This window comes from Neobacillus niacini, from assembly GCF_023715415.1.
In the GTDB taxonomy this organism is placed as follows: Bacteria; Bacillota; Bacilli; order Bacillales; family Cytobacillaceae; genus Neobacillus; species Neobacillus niacini_C.
Map to the genome: position 1 here is coordinate 1 of NZ_JAMBOB010000015.1, position 26,740 is coordinate 26,740.

Annotated in this window: 20 protein-coding genes, 1 rRNA gene and 2 riboswitches; of the genes, 1 reads left to right on the forward strand and 20 read right to left on the reverse strand. The window is 39.2% G+C overall.

Translation table 11 applies throughout. The features are described from left to right. The 12 genes from M3189_RS23850 to M3189_RS23905 all read right to left on the reverse strand — a co-directional run. Window positions 1–88, reverse strand: a 16S ribosomal RNA gene (locus M3189_RS23850); the annotation flags it as partial. Between the two features lie 232 nt (window positions 89–320). Continuing rightward, window positions 321–542: a hypothetical protein gene (locus tag M3189_RS23855; RefSeq protein WP_251638808.1), complete on the reverse strand. Its 222-nt coding sequence runs from the start codon at window positions 540–542 to the stop codon at window positions 321–323. Window positions 543–655: 113 nt separating this feature from the next. After that, window positions 656–2,725 carry a glucose-specific PTS transporter subunit IIBC gene (gene ptsG, locus M3189_RS23860; protein WP_251638810.1) on the reverse strand — a complete coding sequence of 690 codons (2,070 nt, stop codon included), beginning with the start codon at window positions 2,723–2,725 and terminating at the stop codon, window positions 656–658. Between the two features lie 183 nt (window positions 2,726–2,908). Then, window positions 2,909–3,751, reverse strand: a complete 843-nt coding sequence (glcT, locus tag M3189_RS23865; RefSeq protein ID WP_251638812.1) for a glucose PTS transporter transcription antiterminator GlcT — start codon at window positions 3,749–3,751, stop codon at window positions 2,909–2,911. Window positions 3,752–3,840: 89 nt separating this feature from the next. Next, window positions 3,841–4,968 carry an ABC transporter permease gene (locus M3189_RS23870; protein WP_251638814.1) on the reverse strand — a complete coding sequence of 376 codons (1,128 nt, stop codon included), beginning with the start codon at window positions 4,966–4,968 and terminating at the stop codon, window positions 3,841–3,843. Continuing rightward, window positions 4,961–6,133, reverse strand: a complete 1,173-nt coding sequence (locus tag M3189_RS23875) for an ABC transporter permease (protein ID WP_251638822.1) — start codon at window positions 6,131–6,133, stop codon at window positions 4,961–4,963. The genes M3189_RS23870 and M3189_RS23875 overlap by 8 nt, the downstream gene beginning before the upstream one ends. Window positions 6,134–6,145: 12 nt before the next feature. Continuing rightward, complete coding sequence (locus M3189_RS23880; RefSeq protein WP_251638935.1) at window positions 6,146–7,084, reverse strand: ABC transporter ATP-binding protein; 939 nt, start codon at window positions 7,082–7,084, stop codon at window positions 6,146–6,148. Window positions 7,085–7,242: 158 nt separating this feature from the next. Beyond that, window positions 7,243–8,571, reverse strand: a complete 1,329-nt coding sequence (locus tag M3189_RS23885; RefSeq protein WP_251638824.1) for an NCS2 family permease — start codon at window positions 8,569–8,571, stop codon at window positions 7,243–7,245. A gap of 105 nt (window positions 8,572–8,676) precedes the next feature. Beyond that, window positions 8,677–8,778: riboswitch (purine riboswitch) on the reverse strand. A 106-nt stretch (window positions 8,779–8,884) separates the two neighbouring features. Continuing rightward, window positions 8,885–10,420, reverse strand: coding sequence for a glutamine-hydrolyzing GMP synthase (gene guaA / locus M3189_RS23890; protein WP_251638832.1), 1,536 nt, complete (start codon window positions 10,418–10,420; stop codon window positions 8,885–8,887). Between the two features lie 119 nt (window positions 10,421–10,539). Beyond that, window positions 10,540–10,639, reverse strand: a riboswitch (purine riboswitch). Between the two features lie 32 nt (window positions 10,640–10,671). Next, on the reverse strand, window positions 10,672–12,870 hold the full coding sequence (locus tag M3189_RS23895; RefSeq protein WP_251638842.1) for a DUF4129 domain-containing transglutaminase family protein: 2,199 nt from the start codon (window positions 12,868–12,870) through the stop codon (window positions 10,672–10,674). Next, the gene (locus M3189_RS23900; RefSeq protein WP_251638843.1) at window positions 12,867–14,084 is read right to left on the reverse strand and encodes a DUF58 domain-containing protein; all 1,218 of its coding nucleotides are present in this window, start codon (window positions 14,082–14,084) and stop codon (window positions 12,867–12,869) included. The genes M3189_RS23895 and M3189_RS23900 overlap by 4 nt, the downstream gene beginning before the upstream one ends. A gap of 2 nt (window positions 14,085–14,086) precedes the next feature. Beyond that, entirely contained in the window at window positions 14,087–15,028 is a 942-nt protein-coding gene (locus M3189_RS23905; RefSeq protein WP_285889801.1) for an AAA family ATPase, read from the reverse strand. Window positions 15,029–15,294: 266 nt separating this feature from the next. On the opposite strand from M3189_RS23905, the gene M3189_RS23910 reads away from it, so the two are divergent. Continuing rightward, complete coding sequence (locus M3189_RS23910) at window positions 15,295–16,392, forward strand: UDP-N-acetylmuramoyl-tripeptide--D-alanyl-D-alanine ligase (RefSeq protein ID WP_251638848.1); 1,098 nt, start codon at window positions 15,295–15,297, stop codon at window positions 16,390–16,392. Between the two features lie 399 nt (window positions 16,393–16,791). Here the strand turns inward: M3189_RS23910 and M3189_RS23915 are convergent, their stop codons facing one another. From M3189_RS23915 to M3189_RS23950, 8 genes are all read right to left on the reverse strand, one after another. Then, the gene (locus M3189_RS23915) at window positions 16,792–18,114 is read right to left on the reverse strand and encodes an amidohydrolase (protein ID WP_251638937.1); all 1,323 of its coding nucleotides are present in this window, start codon (window positions 18,112–18,114) and stop codon (window positions 16,792–16,794) included. Between the two features lie 5 nt (window positions 18,115–18,119). Then, window positions 18,120–19,832 (reverse strand): adenine deaminase C-terminal domain-containing protein, encoded by a 1,713-nt coding sequence (locus tag M3189_RS23920; protein WP_251638850.1) that lies wholly within the window; start codon window positions 19,830–19,832, stop codon window positions 18,120–18,122. An 84-nt stretch (window positions 19,833–19,916) separates the two neighbouring features. Continuing rightward, window positions 19,917–20,966: an ABC transporter substrate-binding protein gene (locus tag M3189_RS23925; protein WP_251638853.1), complete on the reverse strand. Its 1,050-nt coding sequence runs from the start codon at window positions 20,964–20,966 to the stop codon at window positions 19,917–19,919. Window positions 20,967–20,992: 26 nt separating this feature from the next. Continuing rightward, entirely contained in the window at window positions 20,993–22,033 is a 1,041-nt protein-coding gene (locus tag M3189_RS23930; protein ID WP_251638855.1) for an ABC transporter ATP-binding protein, read from the reverse strand. A 42-nt stretch (window positions 22,034–22,075) separates the two neighbouring features. Beyond that, on the reverse strand, window positions 22,076–22,855 hold the full coding sequence (locus M3189_RS23935) for an ABC transporter permease (protein WP_251638857.1): 780 nt from the start codon (window positions 22,853–22,855) through the stop codon (window positions 22,076–22,078). Then, on the reverse strand, window positions 22,848–23,684 hold the full coding sequence (locus M3189_RS23940; RefSeq protein WP_251638859.1) for an ABC transporter permease: 837 nt from the start codon (window positions 23,682–23,684) through the stop codon (window positions 22,848–22,850). The genes M3189_RS23935 and M3189_RS23940 overlap by 8 nt, the downstream gene beginning before the upstream one ends. Window positions 23,685–24,234: 550 nt before the next feature. Next, entirely contained in the window at window positions 24,235–25,203 is a 969-nt protein-coding gene (locus M3189_RS23945; protein ID WP_251638860.1) for a carbohydrate kinase family protein, read from the reverse strand. A 27-nt stretch (window positions 25,204–25,230) separates the two neighbouring features. Then, complete coding sequence (locus M3189_RS23950; protein ID WP_251638861.1) at window positions 25,231–26,706, reverse strand: sucrose-6-phosphate hydrolase; 1,476 nt, start codon at window positions 26,704–26,706, stop codon at window positions 25,231–25,233. Window positions 26,707–26,740: the final 34 nt, after the last annotated feature.

Below are 26,740 nucleotides of genomic sequence, written 5' to 3' on the forward strand. Positions count from 1 at the left end.
GGTGCAAGCACCTCAAGATTCGCTCGACTTGCATGTATTAGGCACGCCGCCAGCGTTCGTCCTGAGCCAGGATCAAACTCTCCAAGAAAGTTGATATAGCTCATTTGTTACGTTGGCTTAGCTTTTATAAAAAACTAAAAAATTGTTTGTTGACGTTCTTGTTTGTTTAGTTTTCAAAGAGCAATTATTTCTTCGTTTACTTCGTGAACAGCTTCGCTCAGAAGCAACTCTATTAATATATCATTTCGTTAACTTCGCGTCAACACTTTTTTTAAAAAGTTTTAAACGCCTGCGTGTTGTTAACTCGTTATTAACGACCGCTAAAATATAATAACACCATTACCAACTAACGTCAACAATATATTAAAATAAATTTCATCTCGCTTATTTAACTTGTTTATTATAGAAGAAAACCGTCTCTCTACCACAAAATAAAACGATTTAATCAATAATTCCCCGTTCATCAGCAGTACTTCTAAGTATTTACGCATTTTTCTTAGCGACCACTCCTTCTCTTTTTCCTTCCTCGAGGTATCAGACATCTCCTCTGGTTCCCACTCCAACCCTTTTTATAAGATTACTGGTTCTCATTGCTCAAAGACAAAAGTCACTTCCAAAAAAGCCGACTCTCAAAATAGAGAGCCGGCTTCTTTGTTTACTTCGTGATTTTAATAATTCCTGTTTGTTTCAAATCAACTTGACCTGGTTTTTCAATCACGACCTTTTCACCTTCTGCTAAGTTCGTGAAGACAATCGGTGTAATAGTTGATGTTGCATGTTCTTTAATATAATCTAAATCAACTTTTAGTAATGGCTGACCTTGTTCTACAATGTCATTCTCAGCAACTAAGGTTTCAAAACCTTGACCTTTTAGGTTTACGGTGTCTATACCCACATGGATTAGAATTTCTCGTCCTGTATCTGAGAGAATTCCAATGGCGTGCTTAGTCGGAAACAGGTTAACGATTTTCCCGTTAACAGGGGATACAATTGTACCCTCTACTGGGACAATCGCAAAACCATCGCCCATCATTCTACCAGCAAACACTTGGTCTGGAACTTCTGTAATTGGTTTTAATTCACCTTTCAGCGGTGCCATAAATCCTTCATCTTCCGTGCTGCGAGCATTTTGAAGTGCTTCTGGATTAATTTCCTCAATTTGCTGTTCCACACCTTTTTCTGGCGCTTTCACTGTAGTACGAGGTTTTTTACCATCCATAATGTCTTTCATTTGTCCCTTAATGGTTTCAGAACGAGGTCCAAAGATTGCTTGGATGTTGTTGCCTACTTCAAGCACACCCGCTGCGCCTAACCTTTTGAGTTGGGCTTTATCAACATCTTTAATATCATTAACAGAAACACGCAGGCGGGTAATACATGCATCTAAATGAGCAATATTCCCTTTGCCGCCCATCGCATCCAATATATTAGAAGCCAAATCGCCTGATCCCGCTTTACCAGTTGGGGCTTGGTTTTCTTCTTCTTCTAGTTCACGTCCCGGAGTTTTTAAATTAAACTTTCGAATCGCAAAACGGAAACCAAAGTAGTATACAACCGCAAATACAAGACCTACCGGAATAACAATCCAAGCATTTGTTTGTGGGTTAATCAAACCAAATAGGATATAGTCAATCAAACCACCAGAGAAAGTCATACCGATTTTTACATCTAGCAAGTGCATAATCATAAACGAGAATCCTGCAAAAATTGCGTGGATACCGAATAATATTGGTGCTACGAATAAAAATGAGAATTCAATCGGTTCTGTAATACCTGTTAGGAAAGATGTAAGAGCTGCCGAAGCCATTAATCCTCCAACAAGAACTTTCTTTTCAGGCTTTGCTTCATGATAAATTGCTAATGCTGCTGCTGGAAGTCCAAACATCATGAACGGGAATTTACCTGTCATAAATGTTCCAGCCGTTAAATTTTGAACATTATCTGTGATTTGTGCCATAAAAATCCGTTGATCGCCACGAACCACTTCTCCTGCTTTTGTTGCGTATTCTCCAAATTCATACCAGAATGGTGAATAGAAAATATGGTGTAATCCAAACGGAATTAATGAGCGTTCAATTACTCCGAAAATAAAAGCAGATATCGTTAAGTTTGCATGTACCATGTTTTGAGAGAATGCATTTAGACCATTTTGAATTGGCGGCCAAATAAAAATCATTAATATCCCTAAAACGAGAGCAGATGCTGCTGTGATAATTGGTACAAAACGTTTTCCAGCGAAGAATCCTAAATAAGATGGTAATTCAATTTCAAAAAACTTGTTATACATTGCCGAAGCAAGGATACCAACAATTATTCCTCCAAACACACCTGTTTGAAGTGTTGGAATTCCTAAAATGCTTGCATAGTTTAGTCCATTTACATCTTCTGGTGTAATCCCAAGGACCGTACCCATCGTTACATTCATTATTAAGTAACCAATAATTGCCGCTAATCCAGCTGTACCTTCTCCTCCAGATAAACCAACCGCAACCCCAACCGCAAACAAGAGCGGAAGGTTTCCAAAAATGATATCTCCTGCTTTTTGCATAACAGCTGCAATCAAATCAACTGTACTGTTATCTAAGAATGGAGCTATTTCTAGTAGTGCTGGGTTTCTAAGTGCCGCTCCTAGAGCAAGTAAGATACCTGCAGCAGGCAATAAGGCGACCGGCAACATTAATGCTTTACCTACTTTTTGCAAGACGCCAAAAGCTTTTTTAAACATAATATAACCTCCAATTATTTTATAGCTCATTAAGCGTTTTCATTTACCTTAAAAACACAAAAAAAGGCATGAGTAAAAGTTCAATTGAATAAGGGTATGGGTATAGATTACCCATAAACCTTGGTTTCAATTAATACTTTTCACTCATGCCTGATCGAATCAGTAACACGTAAAAAATTATCGCTATTTAAATTTTTTCTGTATTCTTTGCAAATGCATGGTTAGATACACAGCTTCTGCATCAAATACCTTCAATTTTAATGTTTGTTGCATCACTTTAATGAGCTTCCAAGAGAGATTATAGCATACAGGATATTCTTGTTTCAATAGGGAATTTATTTTTTCTGGTTCTTCTACTTTTTCCCCTTTAATGACTCTCTCAATGGTGAATCGAAGGTGACGCACAAGCCTCATATAATCAATGCTCTCTTTATCAATATCAATATCAAACTGCTCTTCAACCATCTTTACCAGCCTGCTGACTAGTTGGGAATGTTGGTTTACTTCAGATAAGCTTTTTTTGGTCATGGCACTATGAATATGGAGAGCAATAAAACCAATTTCACCAATAGGTAGATTAGCTCCCGTCTTTTCATTGATTAGATTGACAACCTCTGTGGCGATTTCATATTCATGCCGATAAAGTGTTTTTGTTTCAACCAAGAATGGATTACTGATTTCCATTCCTTTTCTTGCTCTTGAAATCGCAAACATTAAATGGTCTGTTAACGCAACATGAATATGCTCATCTAAAAGCGTGTTTGTTCTTTGTTTTATTAGACCTATTGCAGATATAATAATTTCTAATAAATCATTATCAATAAAAGGCAGCATTTTAATATAATTTTGCTGTTCCTTTTCATTTTTAAGCACAAATAGTTTCTCAACTGAATCCGTTTCAATAAAATCACCATGTTTCCGATTGAAACCAATTCCTTTTCCAATCAAAACAACTTCTTCGTAGGAAGGGTGTTCAGCTATTAAAACATTGTTATTTAACACCTTATCAATTAACAGCTTAACCATAACCCTTCCCCCACTTCATCTGTGATTATCTTTGTAATCCCATGTTATAAGAGACAAAACAAGAAGTCAACGACAATATTCGACAGGTATTATTTAAACGTAATCCCTCTAATTGCTATTAAAAAGAAACCCGCCGTAAATCCAAGCAATGCAAGTGTATCCTTTATGAGCGTAGCGGGATGAAGGCTGCCGCTGATGATTTCTTTAAACCCTGACATAGCCCAGCTTTGGGGTACAGCTAATGAAATTTTTTGCATAAATTCAGGAACCAGGTCAATAGACCAATACACACCACCGAGCATACACGTACTAACAATTAACACCGCACCAATAGCGCCCGCTTGCTGCTTCGTTTTTACCATTCCAGCAATCATTAGACCAAAACCAACCACACATAATATAACTAACGAAGCAAAAGGAATCATATAGGTTAAGTTCCCCCAAGTGGTCTCAAACAAAAGATTCATAGCAATCATTAATACAGAAAACTGAATCCAGCCCATTAGAAAATAAGCAATTAAATACCCTAAACTAATCTGGAGCTTACTAGCTGGAGTAACCATCAGTCGACCCCAAGTACCACCTATACGTTCATCTAGAATTGTGGAAGCAGCGCCAGAAAGACCAAACATCATAAACATGATAGCAAAACCAACAAACATTAAATTCATTTCCACAGGGTTGTTACCATCCTTTTGAATCGTTTGTTTTTCGATGGCAACTCCTTTACTTGTTGCGGCTGCCTCGAGCATATCCGGCAGAGTAGTTGAATTGCTTTCCTCCACAGTATGGTGGATGCGAATAATTAAATTTGCTGTTCCTTGCAAATGCGGCTCTAAAGCAAGGTAATCTTCTGTCTTACTGCGGAGAATCACATCGAGCAATGGTTGATTTTCGACTACTTTTTGTTGAATGTCGGTTGGAATAACTACCGCAGCTACTGTATCCTGTTCCTCCACATGTTCTTTTGCTTCCTTCAATGTTGCTTTATTCCACTGGTAGTGTTCATTTTGCTTCAGAAGATTGAAGATTTCCGTGCTATGTTCTTCTTCATTCATGACAACATCTATCACTGGTTTTGTTTGTCCCGACTCTATGGAAATTCCACCAAAAATCCAGCCAAATAACCCCGGCAAAATAAACATCATAACCAAAGTTCCCGGTGATTTAAAAAGCTCTTTTAAATGAAGCCAGGCTATTGCCAATATCCTACGCATACTTCCCTCTCCTTTCGATTGAAAGGCGAAATAAGCCAATCGCAAAAAATAATAGCCCTAAACCAACCGAACCTAATACAGCAGGGATAATTTCAAAAAACGATGCCCCTGACATTAAATCTAAATAGGTTTGGAGCGCGAGGCCGTTCGGTAATAATTTTGAAACAGAAACAAACCAATCTGGGAATATATATAACGGGACCATGCTCCCGCCTAAGGCAGCGAAGATCTGGGTTCCTAACATTCCTGCCGCATTAAAGGCTTTCTCTGTTTTGATAATAGAGCCTGCCATTACACCCAACCCACAAGCACTTATAACAAATGCAGCTGTCATGATGACAACACCTGAGATTGAATCCCCCCAGTCCACTCCAAATATAAGCTTTGTACCAATGATAATGACAAAAGCCTGTAGTAAAGATATAAGTATTAAACCAACCATTTTTCCAGTTAAGTAGTTTATGTAGGTTAAATTTGAAATGAGCAAACGTTTGAAGACTACCTGCTCTTTTTCAAGAATCATCGCCGAAACACCTTGAACGACGGTCATTAACAGGAACATGACACCCATGGCAGCAGCATAGTACTGGAAAGAACTAACTGGATTGCTGTTGGCATCAATAGACGTTTCATTGAGGAGGTTTTGACTGCGTTCTTCTGAGGAGGCATTACCTTGAACAGGGAGTGCCTTATTTGCTAACATTGCTTCAATCGGTACCGTTTGAGCAAATTGCTCGATTACACTTGAAACGATGGTTGCTTTAATACCGGGATCAGGAACTGAGATTAGCTTCGCGTGCGCTTGCTCTCCCGCCATCAAGGATGCTGTAAAATCCTCATTAATAACAATTCCTACATCAAGTTTATGGTCCTTAATTTTTTCAACCATTTCTTCTTCTTGATAATATTTAACCTTCATTTGATCAGATAGATCCTTCTCAAAAACCTCTTCCGATAATACTCCTCCTAACTGCCCTTGGTCTAAATTAACAATTCCCAATGTAAATTTTTTTATCGTAACATCTTCCTCACCATCCATCATGTCGCCAAATGCTGATCCTAAAATGGCAATTAACAAAAGAGGCATCGCAATTAACGTTAATAAAGCTTTCTTATCACGAATAATAATCAGTAAATCTTTCCACGCCAGCCACCAGGAAGTCATTATCATTCACCCCTAATTCCTTAAGCTTCTTCCAGTCAAATGCAAAAAGACACTTTCTAGGTTGGGTTCAACAATTTCCACAGAGGTAATCTTCGTCCCGTCTTTTGTTACCAACTGGATTAATTCACTTAGAATTGCTTGCGGCTCTTTATGAAAAACGGTAAGCAATTTGTCTTTTATCAGGATATCTTTTTCCACTGCCAAACCTTCTAGCAAACTACTAATCTCTAAATGATGCGACCCTTCATTATCCAAAGAGATGATGATTCTTGACCGGTCACCGATGGACTCCCTCAACTCACGAAGGGTGCCGCAGGCAATTAACTCCCCGTGGTCTATTATCCCTATCCGCTCGCAGAGGTATTCCACTTCCTCCATATAGTGACTGGTATAAATAATGGTCATTCCTTCATTATTTAATCGTTTAACCGTTTCTAAAATATGATTTCTTGACTGTGGATCGATTCCGACTGTAGGTTCATCCATGATTAATACTTCTGGTTTATGTAAAATGGCAGCACCAATATTTACCCGCCGCTTCATTCCGCCCGAAAAAGTACTGACTTTATCTTTCGCTCTGTCTGTCAGCCCAATGATTTCAAGGACTTCATCCACAACTTTTTCAAGGGCGTTTCCAGATAAATCATACATCCTTCCCCAAAATTTTAGATTCTCTCTTGCTGACAATGTTTCATAGAGCGCAATTTCCTGAGGGACAACACCAATCGACTTTTGGGCTTGTTTTGGATTTTTGATAACATCAACCCCCGTTATTTGAATGCTTCCTGAGGTCGGTGGGTATAAACCGGTTATCATGTTGATGGTAGTGGATTTCCCCGCACCATTTGGACCAAGCAAACTAAAGGATTCGCCTTTCTCCACCGAAAAGGACACACCCTTCACTGCCTCAAACTTCCCAAAGCTTTTCCCCAACTCCTGAACGTTCAGTATGTTCACTTTCAACACTCCCTTTCCATTCTCTTTCTCATACCTCTATCATACAGCAGAAAATTGGAAAATTTTATCTATTTTTACGAAAAGTGAAAATATTTTGTGAAATAATTCACAGCACAAAAAAGAGCCTGTGATCAGCACAGACTCTTTCGACACTATTGTAAGAAAATGAAGTATAGAATGAAAATGACAAAGAAGAAATACATTATAGGATGAACATCTTTCATTTTACCTTTAACAATCATTGTAATTGGGTAAAAGATAAATCCTACAGCAATCCCTGTTGCAATGCTATATGTCAAAGGCATAGCAATCATAGTAAGGAAAGCTGGTACCGCCACTTCAAATTTCGTCCATTCAATTTTCCCTAACGAACCTACCATCAATGCCCCAACAATGATCAAGGCTGGTGCTGTAACCGCTGCGGTAACGACTGATAATAATGGGAAGAAGAACAATGATAGAATAAACAATGCTGCGGTAACAAGTGAAGCAAAACCTGTTCTTGCACCCGCTGCTACCCCGGCAGATGATTCAATATAAGATGTTGTTGTTGACGTACCAAGGACTGCACCAACCGTTGTTGCTACTGAGTCAGCAATTAACGCTCTTCCGGCACGTGGTAATTTATTGTCTTTGATCATTCCTGCTTGATTCGCTACTGCTACAAGTGTTCCAGCATTATCAAAGAAATCAACGAACAATAGGGTCAAGATAATTCCAAGCATGGCCATTGAGTAAAAAGAACTATCGGTGAATGAAGAAAATGCAGCTCCAAATGTAGGTGCTATACTTGGAACGGTATCGACAATTTTATCTGGTGTGTCAATTAAGTTAAAGAGCATCCCTACGATAACCGTGATAATCATTCCGACAAATACTGCTCCATTAAACCCTCTAGTCATCAAAATAACCGTAACAATAATCCCAAAAATAGCTAGTAAAGTCGGTCCAGCTGTTAAATCACCTAATCCAACTAGAGTTGCATCGTTGTTTACTACAATACCAGCACTTTGTAATCCAATAAAGGTAATATATAAACCAATTCCGGCTCCAACCGCATGCTTTAACTCGATCGGGATCGCATTAATTAATTTCTCACGTAATCCTGTAAGTGTTAATAAGAAGAAAAATACACCGGAAATGAATACTGCCCCTAGCGCATGCTGCCATGGAACTCCGCTTCCTAACACTACGGTATAAGCGAAGAATGCATTTAATCCCATACCTGGCGCTAAAGCAAGCGGGTACTTTCCGAGTAATCCCATAATAATGGAACCAATTGCAGCAGCCAAGGCTGTTGCTACAAAAACTGCTCCATAATCCATTCGAAGTGCGTCAGGAAAATCCTCTACACTAGCAAGGGTTAACGTAAGCGGGTTAACAACTAATATATAGGCCATCGCCAAGAAGGTAGTCATGCCGCCAATAATCTCACGGCGATAATTCGTCCCTAATTCTTTAAACATAAAATACTTCTGCATTTACTATTCCCCCTATAGATCTATCTTTTATAAAAACAAAAAACGTTCCGATATCTACCGGAACGCTTGACTTGGGGCAAGTGTAAATAAATAGAGGACTACCCTCCGTTTTTAACACTGCCTCGTAGTCAAGCCATTTACGGTGGCTCGGTAGAAACTTTTGGGCCCTATTCCCAATATTATACGAGTTAAATCGACAAATTATTTACTTCCCATTTATAATACCAAGGAACTTTCTCTTTGTAAACATAAAAAGCGAACGTTTTTAAAATTATATTTAAAAACGTTCGCTTTTAGAACTATTATCCAATATTTATTCCCATTCAATCGTTGCAGGTGGTTTACTCGTAATGTCATAGACCACTCGGTTAACGTGAGCTACTTCATTAACAATCCGTGTTGAAATCACTTCAAGTACATCCCATGGGATACGTGCCCAATCAGAGGTCATTCCATCAATGGACGTAACGGCGCGAATACCGATTGTATAATCATATGTTCTGGCATCACCCATAACACCAACACTGCGAATGTCAGGAAGCACCGTGAAGTATTGCCATATTTCACGATCAAGTCCTGCTTTCTTAATTTCTTCACGCAAGATCCAATCAGACTCGCGTACAATCTCAAGCTTATCTTCTGAAATTGCTCCTAGGACACGGATTCCAAGACCTGGTCCAGGGAAAGGCTGTCTCCAAACAATATCATCCGGAATTCCAAGCTCTGTTCCTAAAGCACGAACTTCATCCTTAAACAAGGTATTCAATGGTTCGATTAATTTAAACTGCATGTCTTCTGGCAATCCGCCGACATTATGATGAGACTTAATCGTTTGTGCAGTGGCGGTTCCACTTTCGATGATATCAGTGTACAGCGTTCCTTGAGCTAAAAAGTCAATCCCTTCAAGCTTTGTTGCTTCGTCATCGAATACATAAATGAATTCATTGCCAATAATTTTCCGCTTTTTCTCAGGATCTGAGACACCTTCTAGCTTCGATAAGAAACGTTCTTTCGCATCCACTTTAATGACATTCATATGGAAGCCATCTGCAAAGGTCTTCATGACACTTTCAGCTTCATTTTTACGAAGAAGCCCATGGTCAACAAAAATACAGGTTAGTTGATCGCCAATCGCTTTATGAATAAGAACAGCAACAACAGAAGAGTCTACTCCACCGCTTAGTGCACAAAGTACTTTCTTATCTCCAACCTGCTCGCGAATCTTTGCCATTTCCACTTCAATGAAGTTCCCCATCGACCAATCGCCTTTACACTCACATACATTAAAGACGAAATTCTTAAGCAGCTCATTTCCATATACAGAGTGGCGAACTTCTGGGTGGAATTGAACCGCGTATAACTTTCTGTACTCATTACTCATTGCTGAAATCGGGCAGGAAGGGTTTGTTCCGTCAATTGTAAAGCCCGCAGGTGCTTCAACAACCAAATCTCCATGACTCATCCAAACCACTTGCTCCTCAGGCATATCATGGAATAGCTTAGTTTGATTTTGAAGATTCAATACTGCCTTTCCATATTCACGGTTCTTTGCTTTTTCAACTTTCCCTTCAAAGTGCACTGTCATTAATTGCATACCATAGCAAATCCCTAAGATAGGCAGACCCATTTCAAAAATTTCCTCATCGCAGCGGAATGAGTTCTCATCATATACACTATTCGGTCCACCTGAAAAAATGATCCCCTTTGGATTCAACTTTCTGATTTCCTCTGCGGTAATGGTATGTGGATGAAGTTCACTGTAAACACCAAACTCACGAATCCTGCGTGTAATCAACTGGTTATACTGGCTTCCAAAGTCTAAAACAACAATCAAATCTGTATTTGTCAACACGGCCACCTCTTCCAAAATAATAAGGTTAGTATTTACTTAAATCACAAAAAAAAACTAGAATTCCCCCTCCGTATAAAACACAGAAGGCAGAATTCTAGCTTTCTCGCAATTGCTATGACAGAAATTTCTGCCTTCATAGTCAGGTCATTACGGTGACCCGGTAGAGACTCTCGAACCGATCTTCGAGGATATATGAAGGAAAACCGTATAAATTTACGCCTTATTGTAACAATAGGTTGATTTACCGGTCAAGCAATTGTCTTTTTAATTAAATTTTCCCACAATTCATGTGAATCCTTCCAGCTTCCCTCTGGGAGTTTCTGATGGTATAGATATTCCTCATATCTATCAGTCAGCTTGGACATCTCTCTAGATTCAAAAAAGGTATCAATGTATCTGGCATAACTTCTAAGTGTTTGATTTTCATTTCGTTTAAGACCATAACGCTCCAATTGCTCTAGAAGAATAAGATAAGCCTTACCGATGTTTTCATCCTTTTTTCTTAATCGGAACTGAAGTAAATACAAATTCGGAATCCACCTTCCTCGGGATCGATACAGAAGGCCCGCTGCCCCAACAACAATTGCGGATACGAATAAAATCATTTTCCAGTTATTATTAAAAAATATTTTTATCTCCAACCAGATACCATTGAAAGAAAAAGATTGATTCTCAGCCGTTGGACTTGTGCTAACTTTCTCCTGATTCTGCTGTGGTTTTGGAGCTGGCTGAGCAGTTGTTTCCACCGCAGCAGGTGTGCCATCTGGATTCGTAAAACTAATCGAAACGTCATTTGTAAAACCCTTCGTTGGTTCAAAAGGAACCCATCCCTGATTAGGAAAATAAACCTCCACCCATGAATGTGCATTATTATTGGTGATTTCATAGATTGATTTCGAAGTATCACCTTCGCTAAACTCCTGAAACTCCCCACCGGTATAGCCTTTAACCCAGCGAGTAGGAATTCCTAATGTTCGAAGCAGAACTGACATTGATGTAGAAAAATTATCACAATATCCTACTTTTGTATCAAATAAAAATTGATCGACATAATCATCATTTTCTCCAGGAACAGCGACATCCTTTTGATCATAACGAAATTCAGAACCACTAAAATAGCGCTCAATTGCTTTTGCCTTATCGAACCAGTTTGTTTCTCTTTCTGTAATACTGACTGCTAATTCCTTTATTCTTTCAGGAAGATTCTCCGGCAGCTGCGTATATTGGGCTAGGAATCCTGGATCTATCTGTCCTGGGTCGACAACACTCGTCTCCCTTAAATCACTTGCCTCATATCTTGGAATTTTATACTCAACAGTATAAGCGTCGGGAGCAATCGGCTTAGAATTAAAACCGAAAATTGAAATCTTTTCCTTCGGAGAATCGATTTCTAAGGTATAACTGCGTTCAAATTGCACCCTTTGTATTCCTGCAGGATAAATGAGGTGCTCATAATCCATAAATAAGAATAATCTTGCTGATTCTTCCCTGGTTTGTACCGTTGATGGAATAGAGAGTACAGGTATTACATCATCCCCGTCTACTGTGACAGTAGTTGAAGTAGATGGAATCCAGCCTTTCCCCGTGTAATGATCCTTTGTTTCTACCTTCCAATAATTCTTCTGCTTGGCTTCGGTCTTAAATACAGTACTGTCATCCCCAATAAAAGGGCCGCCTAATTGAGTATCGTCTGAACCATAACCAACTTTCGAAACACCTTTTCCATTTGCATCTTCTCCGCCTTTATTGCCAGCAGCCTTAAGATATGGAACAGGGTCTGGCCATATTGGTTCGAACTTAGGTGCCATTATCCCAACAATCACGCTAAAAGCAATCATTAAAACCAGTGGTCTCATCCATTTATGAGTAAGAATAGAATCTGCACTTACCTCTTCCTTATCCAGGATTCTGTAATAGGTTAACATCCCCATGACAGCAAAACCCACAACAACGGTTCGAACAATCGCTGTACTCGCATTATAAAGTGTAAACGTATCCAAAACCGTTATGTAAATAAGTGTCATAAAGAAGAAAATAAAAATCCTTTTTCGGTTTAAGAGCCAATAGTTGACTAAGTAAACCATTAACCAAAGTAAAGTAAAAAACAAAAGTGTACGAAGTTCATTTGTTATCCCCATCCAATTAAAAGCGAAAATGACACTTATATTCGTAGTTAAATCACTTAAAAAGGAGGTCAGCCAGCCTAATTGAAAGAATCCTGTATCATAATGAAACATATGAACAGAAAAGAGGATAAACCATATCTTTACAATTATTTGCCAAATCCGCTTTAGCTTTAAGAAGGCTACTGCAAAAGAAAGGAGAATAAAAATAACAAACATTTCAATATGGTCTGTTTGAGTTAATTGCTCTACCGGACGTAACCATTCCCACAAAAGCAAAAACCCCAATAAATATACAAGAAAGGTTTGAAGATTTCTTTTCATCGCAAATTCACCTCCAAAAAGGCGGAAGCAAATTCCCCTTCATGAACCATTAAAACCCGTACATTTCGTGCATTGGCTAAAGCAATAAGGGACCTTTCACTTTCTGTAGGAACTTCTTTTTCACCTTTTATGAGAAAAAGAGTAATCTTTCCTTTTCTTTGTCCTAGAAAGCCTGCCTTTTCGATTAAAGGCTTTGTTAATTGAGCGGTTACGAGTAAGAAGGACACCGTTTGCTGGACAAACATTCCCTCCGTTTCTACTACCTTCTCAAATGAGGATGAACTTTTTGCTTCTATCCTTGCAAGATGATAAAAGAGCTGATGAAGTTGGTCTTCCCCGCCCCTAATAGGAAAGGATGCTCTCTCAGTGCTAATCGTTAAGAGCCCCGTTTGTGCGCCCTTTTTTAGAACTGCTCGCAGTAGAGAGGCGGTAAAGGAAACAACCCCCTCAAAGCGCTTATCCGGATAACAGTCCATTACAACAAACACATCATGGGATTGGCGTTGTTCAAATTCCTTCGTCATGATTTCGTTCCGTTTTGCAGAGGCCTTCCAGTTTATCCAAGAAAAGCGGTCCCCAGGCTGGTAATCCCTTACACCAATTGCTAGTGTGGTATCACGCTGAACCCGCTCTCTTGAGGCAGTCATCCCTTGATCAAAATGTGTCTCAAACGGGCGGTAAACCAACTCAGTATAAGCTGGATAGGCAATAACTTTACTTACCATAGAATGGACTTTTTCTTTTTCAACTAAGCCTAAAGGGTCACCGGTCCGAACGATAAAACTGTCAAATTTATGCTCACCGCGCGGCAGATTCTCAATCATATATTCATAGGTAAATTCCTTCTTAAAACCTGGTAATACTAGGACCTTTGATTTTTTTTTCTGATGAGTACGTGTAAGTGTATCTGTTAATTTATCTTCAATAAGCAAATAGAATATAGGGAAGATAGAGTTTCTCTTCACATTTACAGTCACTTTTAAAGGCTCACCTGCATTATAGTCTGTTTGGGGTATTTTACGAGTAATGTCAAGCTCACTTAGAGAATAGAATGATAGGCCAACACAATAGACAGCAAACGGTATGAAACTATAAAATAAAAACCAGCTAACAAATCCCCCCTGAAACATCGCATAGGAAAACGTAAGCACAATCAAAAATAGTAAGACAACAAACTTCCATACCTTTTTGAATGGAATCCACAATTTCTTCATCATTACTTCACAAGCCTTTGTACAGGAACCGGAATTCTCATAATCACTCGGTTGACAATTTCTTCTGCTGTAATTCCTTCAAACTTTGCTTCTGATTTCAAAATAATGCGATGGGACAAAACAAATGGTGCTAAATACTGGATATCATCCGGTAGGACATAATCACGTCCATACATGAAGGCATAGGCTTGTGCCGCTTTCATCAAAGCAATTGATCCCCTTGGACTAGCGCCAAGATAGACCCCAGCAAACCGTCTCGTCTGGTTAACAATATCTACTATATAGCGTTTTATTGTATCGTCTACGTAGACTTCTTTTATTTCTTTTTGCAATGCAATTAAACCCTCAAGGTCAATGACCGGATATAGGTCTTCAATTGGCGGGACCCTTTGTGCCCTGTTTAGTACTTCTATCTCTTCCTCTACTTCTGGATAGCCCATTTTCATCTTCAACAAAAAGCGGTCCAGCTGTGCTTCTGGCAATGGATACGTACCTTCATATTCGATTGGATTTTGTGTAGCCATAACAAAGAATGGCTTGTGTAGTCGATGGGTAACACCATCAATGGTTACACTCGCCTCCTCCATTCCTTCAAGTAAGGCAGACTGGGTTTTGGGTGAGGTTCGATTGATCTCATCTGCTAGGATTATATTCCCCATCAACGGTCCTGGTCGAAATTCGAATTCCATTTCTTTCGGATTGTAAATGGAAATTCCGGTCACATCAGAGGGCAATAAGTCAGGAGTAAATTGGATCCTCCGGAAGTTAGCATTGACCGACTTCGCAAGTGCACGAACCATCATTGTCTTTCCTACACCTGGTACATCTTCTAGCAGCACATGGCCTTCCGCTAATAAAGCAATAAGGCTAAGCTCAGCTACATTTCTTTTTCCAATCATAACCTTTTCAATGTTTATAAGAATTTTCTCTATCGTTGGATTCATTTGTTCACGGGCCACTTTACATCCTCCTCATGGAAATGCCGATTAAAGACATTATATCTGTATATTCTATTTTTTACTGTAAAATTCCTGTAAAAAGTCACACAATACAAAAAATTCCAACAAGCATTAGACGAATAAGTATCGTAAATGTTTCAAAAAATGAATACTCTTCCTAGAACTTTTACCCACACTGGATCATCTTACTGTGAATAAACTAAACTATTATCGCAGAGTACTAATATCAAAACAGTTAGGGGTTAATCAATATGTCCCTTAATAATCAACGACCAACGATAGCGGTTACGGGCAGTGCCGGAAAAACAACAACCAAATCTATGATAGCTTCAGTTTTACGACAAAGATGGACGATTTTTGAATCTAGAAATGTGAAAAATTTGATTATGAGTACGAAAAAAAACGCTATGAGGCTTAGAGATATTCATAAAGCAGTGGTGGTCGAATTTGGCATCCTTAACTATGGATACATTACCAAGCATTGTAGTTTTATCAAACCTAATATTGGTGTGATTACTAACATTGGCACCGCTCATATAGGAACCTTTGGCGGTGACGTTACAAAGTTAGCAGCAGCCAAATCAGAACTTATTCAACATATGGAACAATCTGGTATTTTCTTATTTAATGCAGATGACGAAAACTCTAAGCATTTGCTAATCGATTCCTTTCCAGGAACGGTGATAAAGGTTGGAATAAACAATAAAGCAAATTATCAAGCAGCGAAAGTGGAATATACCAATAAAGGCATGAGTTTCGAAGTTAGACTCCGGGGCAGAAACGTTCCCTTTTTCATTCCGACTTTTGGTGTGCACAATGTCTATAACGCACTTTTTGCAATTGCCATTGGTGATCTTCTTGGCTTTTCTTCTAGAGAAATTTCAAAAGGTTTGCGCCTATATAAAAAACCCATTATGCGGTTGGTTACTACTAAATTAAAGAACAATATTACCGTAATAGATGATTCCTACAGTGCGAATGTAAATGCGATGAAGGCGGCAATTGACGTCCTGACGAACATAGGGAAGGATGGACCAAAAATCGCTATTCTCGGAAACATGAAGGGATTAGGAGTCATCACGAAGGAAGCACATATGGAGATAGGGAAATATGCGGCCATGAAAAAAGTAGATGTACTTTATACCATCGGTAAGGATGCAAGAATGATTTCGCAAGCAGCACTGGAACATGGAATGCCTCCAGAAAATGTCATTCATTTTGAACATAAAAAATACTTATTTCAAGCTCTTGAAACTCTATCCCAAGGAACTACTATCTTGGTGAAGGGGTCCCGCAAAACCAGGATGGAAAATGTGGTGAATTATTTAGTAGCGAATTACGGAGAATGATACGGCAGGAACAGAATATATTCGAGAAATATATAGTAACAAGAAAAGGCCTCTCACCATTTCCGGTTAAGAGGCCAAACAAATTCATTCCTAATTTCTCGACAAATTTTTTACTCCTCAAAACCCATTTAAGCCCTGCATCACAGGAAAAAACACGTTTTTAATCATACGATTGATTAGCACAAATCGGAACTAATCAATCATTTGATTAAAATCATCGCAAACCCTTATGACAAAAGAACTCTGCCATCATTTCGGGAAAATTTTTTGTCGAGGATTGGTTAAAATTTTTTATACTCGTCCACAGCCGCTATAAAATAAGACTTAGCTTTACTACATTGAAAAGTGCCATTATACGTGACCGGTTCTCAGTTTGGTCGAATCATGCACACATCCCCTTTATTTTCCCGCCATTGCTTTTAATGCTTTTGTTTTAAATCCGCATTGCTCCATGGCTTCAGAAAGCTCTGCTCTTAATTGCTCTTCATCAAAATCCACTAACTTTTTTCCTGTAACCACTTGCTTCCCAGCGATAAAGACGTCTCGTACATTGCCAGCATTAGCCGCGTACACCAAAGCAGAATACGGGTCAAAAATAGGAAACATATTGACTGAATCGGTTTCCACTAGGATGAAATCGGCTTGTTTCCCTGCCTCGATAGTGCCAATTTGCTCCTCCATGCCTAACACTTTCGCTCCTCCTATGGTCGCTAACTTTACAATCTCTACAGCTGGAAAGGCACTGCGGTCCTTTAAGTATGTTTTATGAAAATTAGCAAACAATCGCATTTGGCTAAATAAATCCAAGGTATTCCCGCTGCTTGGGCCATCTGTTCCCAGTCCAACCGCTATACCAGCAGATAATAAATCCCGAACGCGGGCTACCCCTTTAGCAGATTTAGTATTAGCACCGATACAATGAGCCACTTTTACATCGTACTTTTTCAATAATTCAATATCATGATCGGACAAATGAATACAGTGTGCAGCGACAAATCTTGGACTCAATACGCCAATCTCTTCTAAAAATTCAATCGGAGTTTGATTGTGTTCTTCACGAAATTTATCCATTTCAAATTCCATTTCACTGACATGCATCATCCAAGGTACATTGTATTTTTGAGACAAAACAGCCGCTTCCTGGAGCACTTCAATGGTATTAGAGTAGGGGGCATGAGGTGCTACTGATGCTTGAATTCTCCCATTTCCTTGCCATTTCGGCAGAAAACTTTGAGCATACAGTAAGCCGCCCATTGGCTCTAGTACATCAACCGTTACTGAATCAATGACGGTTTCTGCCAAAATACCGCGGCTATTCATTTCTTCTGCCGCTTCTGCCAATTGTTGTTCAAAATAATACATATCAAAGAAGGTCGTAATACCGGCGAGCTGCATTTCAGCAATGGCATATTTTGCGCTCGTGTAAGCTAGCTGTTCATTCATACATTCATTTTCTAACGGAAATAAGAAACGTCGTAACCGGTCTGGATAGTCATCCCCTAATGAACGAAACGGAATCATACCTATATGAGTATGTGTATTAACCATGCCAGGCAGCAAAATAGCCCCTTTGGCGTCGAGGCACTTGTCATAGGCGAGGTCCTGTGGCAATAACTCCATCGAACCAACATCTAAAATTTTGTCATCAGCTGTTATTATATAGCCATTTTGGAACTGCTCCATCTGCTCATTCATTGTTAAAACCCAAGCATTTTTAATCACTATTTTCAAAATTGTTCACCCTCAATTAGTGGGATCATCATTTGAGAACGCACATTCATCATCCCTTTATCTGTAATTTTGATAGCAGGTGAAACCGGCAAAGATAAAGTCGAGAAGGACATAATTTCATTACTATTGCGGTAGCCTAACCTCCTCATCGCTTGACGAACTTCCTTCAATTGCGCACCTAGTTCTTGGATCGGTGCATCACTGATAATACCACCAACAGGTAATGGGCAAATTGCATGCACCTTCCCAACTTGTGTCACGACATAACCACCTTTTATTTCCAATAATTGTTTTTGCGCAGCTATTATATCTTCAGAGCTGGTTCCCATCACCATCAAATTGTGATGATCATGTGCCCAAGTAGTGGCGACAGCTCCTTTTTCATATAAAGCTTTATCAACAAATCCGTAGGCGATGTTACCTGTTTTTCCATATCGCTCCATCACAACGATTAAGGCTAACCCGCTATTCTCCCAATCTAAAAATCCATCTGCGATCGTAACTTCCCGCTGTACATGCTCGGTAAATGTCCCCACATCCGAAATTTGAATAACGTTGACTAAGGCCTTTTCAGAGGCATTCACCTTGAAACGTAAATCCTCTGATGTTAATGCCCGGCAATGTAAGGATTGATAGAAATGTTCAGGAAATTCAGGTTTCACAGCTGGATAATTGATGTCATTCCCCTGTTTATATACCAATTTTCCATCTTTATATACCGACCCAATTTCAAAGCTTCCAACATCATTCAGCAATAGAAAATCGGCTTTAAAGCCTGGGACAATCGCACCTCGATCCTGGAATCCCATTCTTCTAGCAGGCGTATAAGTAGTGCAATATATGGCCTGTTCGGCAGGCATTCCACATGAAATAGCTAGACGTACGTTTGCATCCAAATGTCCTTCCAACAAGTCGTCCGCCATCACATCATCCGTAATGATTGCTATATATTCATAGAAATCATTTTTAACAATGACACGTATATTTTCTGGAGTAATTGATTTCTTTTGAAATTCTAAAAACATTCCATTGACGATTTTTTCATAAATGGATTCAGGCGATTGATGGGTATGATCAGCAGTTATACCTGCGTACAAGAATTTAGATAATTCTAATCCCGAAACACGCGGAACATGACCTTCTAAAGGCATAAATGGCCTCTCCGATTGAACTGCGTGTAAAATCTGTCTAATCAAAGAGTCAGGTTCATTGACAATGCCATTGAAGTTCATAGCTTCGCCTAAAGCAATCACCTTAGGATGCCGCAAGAGCTGCTTTACTTCATCAACACCAATAAAACCGCCCGTCGTTTCCAGGTCTGGCGTCGTCGAAGGGACAGAGGATGGAATTGCATAGAAAATATCCATGACGCTCGGCTGTGAAAAGAACGCCTCCAGCCCTTCCATCCCGAATACATTGGCAATCTCATGAGCATCAGCAACAACTGTTGTTACTCCATGGGTTAACACCGCCTCTGAAAAAATTGCAGGCGAAGTCATTGAGCTCTCAATATGCATGTGAATATCCATTAAGCCGGGAACCAAAAACTTATTTTTTGCATCGACTACTTCACTAGCCTGCCAATTCTCTCTTTCATCAGCACTCATATAGTAAAATTTATCATCAACAATGAACACATTTTTCTTTTCAAACTTTTTGGTAAAAGTGTTAAAAACCTGTCCATTCGTAATTGCCAAATCGACTTTCATTTTTATGCTCCCGCCTTTTCAAGTTTATTATTAACAAGAAAAGGGCCAAGAATTATCCTTAGCCCTTCTCCCCAACTTCATCTTTTATTTATTCAAAATCCGATTCCATTGATTAATCCAAGATTCTAGGTTTTTATTTACGAAAATTGAATCTACTTTGTTCGTACGTTGTGCAACATCACCGTAGGTTTTATTTTTAGCTGTTTCTTCGTCTAGTACTACATTTTTATTAGTTGGAGCTTCATTTAATGACCCTGCTGTTTTTTCTTGAACTTCTTGGCTTAATCTCCAGTCAATATATTTATAAGCCAAGTCTTTATTTTTTGAGTTTTTGTTGATATTGATTGTATTAAAGTTTGCGTATGTGCCAGATTCTGGGACAACATAGGCGACATCTGGATTAGATTCCGTAATAAGCGGAACAGCAAAGTCGCCGACAACAGCAGCTGTAATTTCACCTGATTGGAACATGTTAGCTAAATCTGATGATTTACTGTATGTTTTTACAACGTTTGGAGCTAAATCAGTGATTCCTTCAAAAGCTGCTTTTCCATTGTCAGTTGTAAGTTCAACATCCTTGTGACTACTTGCTAAATAAACCATTGCTGGACCAAATGTGGTAGTAATATCAGGAATTGAGATTTTCCCTTTTAAAGAAGAATCCCATAGATCATCCCATTCCTTAATTTCTGTTGTCTTTTTGTTATAGACAATCCCGATACTGTTCAACGTGTAGGCTGGGCCAGAACCATCAGCAGCTAATTCTTTTGCACTATCAATTAAGTTGTCCATATTTGGAGCTTTTGAGCTGTCGATTTTTTCAAATAAATCTGCCGATACACCATCAGCTGCATTTGATTGCGACAATTCGATCACATCAACCGTTGAATTTGGGTTACTTTTCAATTTTGTTAAACGCTCAGAGCTTGTACCCGTTTCTAAGACGATGTCTACATTGTATTTTTCTTCAAATGGTTTAAAGACATCTTCTTGCATTTTATCTTCTTCCAAACCAAAAGTTGAGATGATCAATGTTTGCTTTTCCTCACTCGCATCTTTGTCCCCGCCGCCGCATGCAGCCAGTATACTAGCTGTTACTAAAGTTAAACTTACTAAACCTAATTTCTTTTTCATTTTCTTCTCCCCTTTTCTTGGATGTTTTAAACTATGATTAGTTTGTGAGATGGCATGGATAATGTGACTTCGTCTCCAACTTGATAGACCACATCATCTGTTTTATTTGCGAGTAATTTGCCAATAGGTGTTTCGACTTCATATTGGTAGGACTTGCCAAGGAACGTTCGAACTTTTATAATCCCTGACACCATATTATTTTCATTTTGTTTATTATTTCTTGTAATCTCGATATCATCCGGACGGATGGTTCCCGTATGCTTTCCTGGCTCCCAATCGCGAGTACTATGGAAAACTGTTCCATCAACTGCTTTATAGTTCCATTCTTCTGTTGGTGTTAATTCAAAAAAGTTCTCAAACCCAATAAAACGGGCCACGAACTCTGTTTTTGGATTATTATAAATTTCTTCAGGTGTGTCAAACTGTTCAATTACCCCTTTATTCATAACAGCAACTCTGTCTGAAATGGAGAAACATTCCTCTTGATCATGCGTTACAAATACAGATGTAATGCCTAATTGCCTTTGAATCCGTTTAATTTCGATACGCATTGCCAAGCGTAATTTAGCATCTAAGTTGCTTAATGGTTCATCTAATAATAATAATTTTGGTTCGATGACTAAGGCGCGCGCTAACGCTACTCGTTGTCTCTGCCCGCCTGAAAGTTGTTTAGGATAGCGGTCGCCCAGCTCTTCTAATCCTGTAATCGCTAAAATATCTTTTACTTTTTTGTCGATAGAATTCTTTTTTTCCTTACGTAATTTCAAGCCGAACGCAACATTTTCCTTTATCGTTAGATGGGGAAACAATGCATAGCTTTGAAATACCATTCCAAATTCACGTTTATGAACGGGCACCTTCGTTAAGTTTTGAGTGTCAACAAGAAACTCGCCATCATTCGGCTCAATTAATCCGGCAATGACGCGTAAAGTGGTTGTTTTCCCGCAGCCTGATGGGCCTAACAAGGAAACCAATTCGCCCTTTTCAATTGATAAATTTAAATCTTTTAAAATATTGGCTTTGTTGTCATAACTCACACGAATATCTTTTAATTCAACATAGGACATAATGCTGTTTTACCCCCTTCGCTGTTAAAATCCTGGTTGTTCCTATGAAATACTTGCTAACCCTAACGTCTTCTCAATAACATACATCAGAACAATCGTACCTAACATTAAAATGACTGATAAAGCAGATACTGATGGATCATAGTTATATTCTATATAATTCATTAAGCTTGTCGGCAGCATGGTTACACCTGGTCCTGATAAAAACTGAGATACCGGTATATTGTTGAAAGAATTAATGAATGCCAACATGAAGGAAGCAAAAATTCCAGAAGTAATGTTGGGTAATACCACTTTTATAAATGCTTGTAATTTTGTGCACCCTAACGTCCACGAAACTTCTTCAATTGAAAAATCTAGCTGCTCAATTGTTGAACCAACCACCCGAATAACGTAAGGCAGGCAAATCAAGAAATGGCCTAAAAACAATCCTTGGATGATAGGAAATTGAAACTTAATGACTATAAATTGATACATAGCATATCCAACTACCAAGCCAGGTACAATCGTTGGAGAAAGGAAAAAACTCTTAATCCAATTTCGCCCGAACACCCTGTGGCGTGCCAAAGAATAAGCAGCTGGAACACCAATAATTAATGCCAAGAGAGTCGCTATAAATGCTACTTGCAGACTTAGAAAGAAGCTGTCCATAAATGCTTCATTGTTAAATACCTTACTGTACCACTCAAGGGTAAAACCTTTAATTGGAAATTGAATAGTTGTGTTTGTTCCAAAAGAAGTCACTATGATAATGAGCAAAGGAACTAACAGAAATGCAAAAACTAGACCGGCAAAGATTTTTAAACCTATATTTTTACGCACTCGCCTCACCTCTTTTATCCATGCGTCCCGCAATCCAGCTGAATAACTTCATCACGATTAAAGTCGCCACAATCATAATCAAAGCAATGACACTTGCACCTTGCCAGTTTCCTAGTGCAGTTGCATTTTGATATAAGAAGGTAGCTAACATGATGTTTCGATTTCCACCTAATAATTGTGGGGTTGTATAAGCCGTCAAGCTACCTGTGAAAACTAAAATGCTGCCAACAATAATCCCCGGCACACTTAATGGCAGTATAACCTTCACAAAAGCGATCAAGCGATTGGCGCCTAACGTTTCTGCTGCTTCCATAATTTCAGAATCAATGTTCTCTAAAATTCCTACTAACGTAATAACCATTAATGGCAAGAAGAGATACACAGAGCCAATGACAATGGCGAATTCTGTATAAAGCATCGTAAGCGGCTTAGAAAGTAAACCAATATTCATCAAAGCATTATTTAACATACCGTCTTGTCCCAAAATTGTAATCCATGCAAAACTCCGCACAACCGAATTCGTTAACAACGGAAACAATGTGACCGACATTAATAGACCGCGCCATTTTTTCGGACTTTGTGAAATGTAGTAGGCCGTCGGAACTCCTAACACTACACAAATCAGAGTTGCTATCAGTGAAATCTTTATCGTCCGCCAAAAAATCCCAAAATTATACTCATCCAAGAAGAATGAGGTGTAATTTGAAAAGGTAAACCCTCCATTAAAGAATGTTGGGAAAATGGTAGAAATAAGAGGTAACACCAAAAATAAAATCAAGAGAATCAATCCTGGAGCCAAGATGAGATAAGGTACTCTTCGCTGCGTCATATCTGGCCTCACTTTCCAATTCAAAAAAGTATTATTGAATGGTGATTAACACCATACAAGGATCCGGTTTTATCTATCTCTTACACTTTTAGATTATAATTAAAAACTATCATTTTGGCAATAAAAAAGACGAATATTAATTTAATAATTACATTAAACGTTCGTTAAATGGCAGAAAATGCTACAAAAAAAACTACTTATACTTTGTGTAATGCGTTTTTCGCGAATATTAGAATGACGAAGTAATTCATCTTATGTAACGAAATTGAGAAAAAGGCCTCCCACCAGTTCCGCAAGCTGATGAAAGACCTTTTCAAATATATTAAATTATTGAGGATGATTCAAAAGGTCGTTGAATAACGATTCTTTCAATTCATCCTCTAACATTTCTTATCTCCAAGTAATTATTTTTTGACACTTCAATTTGGTAGTCTCATGCACTTAAACAGTTCTCATAAAAGAGAGGTTAAATTACATCATGCCGCCCATACATTTTTATACAAAATAGAAAAAAAACAAAATCGATGCGAAATCACACACTAAATACGTATTACTTTCCTATAAGCTTCTCAACTTCTCTCTTATTTGGCAGAGCAGAGATAGCTCCTTTTCCTGTTGTAGTGAGAGCCCCGCTAGCATTGGCAAATTGGAGAATAGATGCCTGGTGATCTCGCAGCACTTCCTCAATGTTTTCCGGATTGGCATGCAATTCTAGTAGTTGAAATAAAAATCCGCCAATGAACGCATCACCTGCTCCAGTTGTATCGATTGGTTCAACAGAGTATCCGCTTGATACAAACTTTTGCTCTTTTAAAATCAAATCAGCCCCAGCAGCTCCCTTTGTGTAGACAACTGCCTTCACGTTTCCAACGAACAACGATTGTAGCGCCTCCGACTCATCCTTTATACCCGTAATAAATTCAAGCTCTTCATCCGAAACCTTTACGATATCTGCAGTCGGTAAAAATTCAAGAATTGCCCTACGACAGTCCTCTGGATCTTCCCAAAGCGGAAGTCGCACATTTGGGTCAAAGCTGACCAAGCCATCCGCAGCTGAAACTGCGGCAATTACTTTTCTATGAGCCTGTTTCATCGGGCTTTCCACCAGGTCAACTGAGCAAAAGTGGAGGATATCCCCAGCTTGGAACCATGTTGAATCAATCTCCCCCTCGCTTAATAGCAAATCAGCGGAAGGATTACGGTAAAATGAGAAGTCACGTTCCCCGTTCTCTTTTAACGAAACAAAAGCCAAGCCTGTATTCGCCTCTCCAGTCCGGTATACCTTGTCCGTCTCAACACCCGCCTCGACGAGCTTTTCAACTAAAAAGTCACCAAATGCGTCTTTTCCTAATTTAGAAATCAGCGCTGCTTTCTGTCCATATTTGGCTACAGCAGCTGCCACATTTGCCGGCGCACCCCCAGGAGCTCTCTCAAAAGAGACAACATCCTTTAAGGCTGCTCCCTTTTGAAGAGGAATAAAATCAATTAACACTTCACCAATCGAAAAAAGCTTTCCCATTTCCTCACCTCTCTTACATCAAATAGATTACTTGATATCCCATTTAACAACCTGAACATTCGTTTCGCCACCGCGGGAAAATATACGGATTCCATTACTATTTTCACCAGGAAAAATCCTCCCGGTAAATACTTCCTCTCCATCATTTACGAACACTTCAATAGAGGAAACATCAACAAAGATACGGAATGAAAACTCTTCAGCTTCCACCGTGCATTTTCGAACGGTACCAAACTCCTTGGCGAAAGATTCGCCCGAATCAGTCCGATCAAACACCAACTTTTTCGCAACACGATCATATTTAATGATGGTTTTCTCATATTCGCCAACCCGGAGTTCCAAACCAAACTCCTCAGCGGTACTATCAGAGAATTCCGCAAGCAGCTCATACACGTCTCCCTTAAAGTTATCCAAACAAATTGTTTCACTCTCAACCATAAGGTTTGTTTCTACTTTTTCCCCACGCAGCAATTTCAACTCATCGACTGGCTGTTGAATGAGTTTTCCTTCTTTTACCGTTAACTCTCGAGGAAGTGTTAAACAGTGTGCCCAGCCATTTTTATCTGTAGGATAGTCAAGTTCCGGTAATCCCATCCAGCCGACTAAAATCCGCCTCCCCTGATGATCCACCGTTGTTTGTGGTGCATAAAAATCAAAGCCCCGATCCAGTTCATGAAAGACACCATGCTTTAATTCGATGTTCTCTAAATCTATTGCACTTCCAACTACATACCCTGATTGATAAATATTTTGATAGTGGTCGCCTTCTGCTTTTAACCCTTGTGGGGAAAAAAGAAGTACGCCTTGCCCATACAGCTCAAAATAATCAGGACATTCCCACATATAACCGAACTCTTCACCTAGCCCTGTCTTCACTTCGCCCATAAACTTCCAATCTACTAAATCCTTAGATTGAAATAAAACTACACTTCCAGTCTCATTTTCCCTTTGGGCACCAATCACTGCATAGAAGATGTCCCCATTTTTCCAGACCTTTGGATCGCGAAAATGGTCAGTATAACCGCTTGGAACATCTGCAATCACCGGCTCATCCATTTTGACAATACTGCCATCAGGACTCATCACTGCCAAACATTGGTAGGGGTGACGATTCCAATCTGCATCACGGGTATTGCCTGTGTACATGAAGTATAATTTCCCATCGTGCTCAATCCCGCTTCCGGAATACGCCCCATGACAATCAAACTCGTTCGAAGGCTCAATGCCCATTCCAACATCTTCCCAGTGAACCAGGTCCTTGGACTTCGTATGATACCAATGCTTTAACCCATGAACCGGCCCGATCGGAAACCATTGATAGAATAAATGATATTCTCCATTAAAATAACTAAAACCATTCGGGTCGTTTAACAATCCTGTCACGGGCTGAATATGAAAAGACTGGCGCCACGGGCACTGATTGACTCGTTTGGCCAACGCTTGAATTTCCTCTTCAGATACCTCATCCATGGTTCTGTATCGCTGCTCTTTTGTCCATTCCATGCTGTTCACTCCTAATACACTAAAGGAGAATCAC

Bases quoted from the DNA above. Each gene is read 5' to 3' on its own strand.
- M3189_RS23900 (WP_251638843.1), bottom strand. From the start codon at position 14,084: ATGAAGAAATTGTGGATTCCATTCAAAAAGGTATGGAAGTTTGTTGTC.
- M3189_RS23925 (WP_251638853.1), bottom strand. From the start codon at position 20,966: ATGAAAAAGAAATTAGGTTTAGTAAGTTTAACTTTAGTAACAGCTAGT.
- M3189_RS23920 (WP_251638850.1), bottom strand. From the start codon at position 19,832: ATGAAAGTCGATTTGGCAATTACGAATGGACAGGTTTTTAACACTTTT.
- M3189_RS23950 (WP_251638861.1), bottom strand. From the start codon at position 26,706: ATGGAATGGACAAAAGAGCAGCGATACAGAACCATGGATGAGGTATCT.
- M3189_RS23940 (WP_251638859.1), bottom strand. From the start codon at position 23,684: ATGACGCAGCGAAGAGTACCTTATCTCATCTTGGCTCCAGGATTGATT.
- M3189_RS23905 (WP_285889801.1), bottom strand. From the start codon at position 15,028: ATGAATCCAACGATAGAGAAAATTCTTATAAACATTGAAAAGGTTATG.
- M3189_RS23910 (WP_251638848.1), top strand. From the start codon at position 15,295: ATGTCCCTTAATAATCAACGACCAACGATAGCGGTTACGGGCAGTGCC.
- M3189_RS23855 (WP_251638808.1), bottom strand. From the start codon at position 542: ATGTCTGATACCTCGAGGAAGGAAAAAGAGAAGGAGTGGTCGCTAAGA.
- M3189_RS23870 (WP_251638814.1), bottom strand. From the start codon at position 4,968: ATGCGTAGGATATTGGCAATAGCCTGGCTTCATTTAAAAGAGCTTTTT.
- M3189_RS23885 (WP_251638824.1), bottom strand. From the start codon at position 8,571: ATGCAGAAGTATTTTATGTTTAAAGAATTAGGGACGAATTATCGCCGT.
- M3189_RS23930 (WP_251638855.1), bottom strand. From the start codon at position 22,033: ATGTCCTATGTTGAATTAAAAGATATTCGTGTGAGTTATGACAACAAA.
- M3189_RS23875 (WP_251638822.1), bottom strand. From the start codon at position 6,133: ATGACTTCCTGGTGGCTGGCGTGGAAAGATTTACTGATTATTATTCGT.
- ptsG (WP_251638810.1), bottom strand. From the start codon at position 2,725: ATGTTTAAAAAAGCTTTTGGCGTCTTGCAAAAAGTAGGTAAAGCATTA.
- M3189_RS23895 (WP_251638842.1), bottom strand. From the start codon at position 12,870: ATGAAAAGAAATCTTCAAACCTTTCTTGTATATTTATTGGGGTTTTTG.
- M3189_RS23945 (WP_251638860.1), bottom strand. From the start codon at position 25,203: ATGGGAAAGCTTTTTTCGATTGGTGAAGTGTTAATTGATTTTATTCCT.
- glcT (WP_251638812.1), bottom strand. From the start codon at position 3,751: ATGGTTAAGCTGTTAATTGATAAGGTGTTAAATAACAATGTTTTAATA.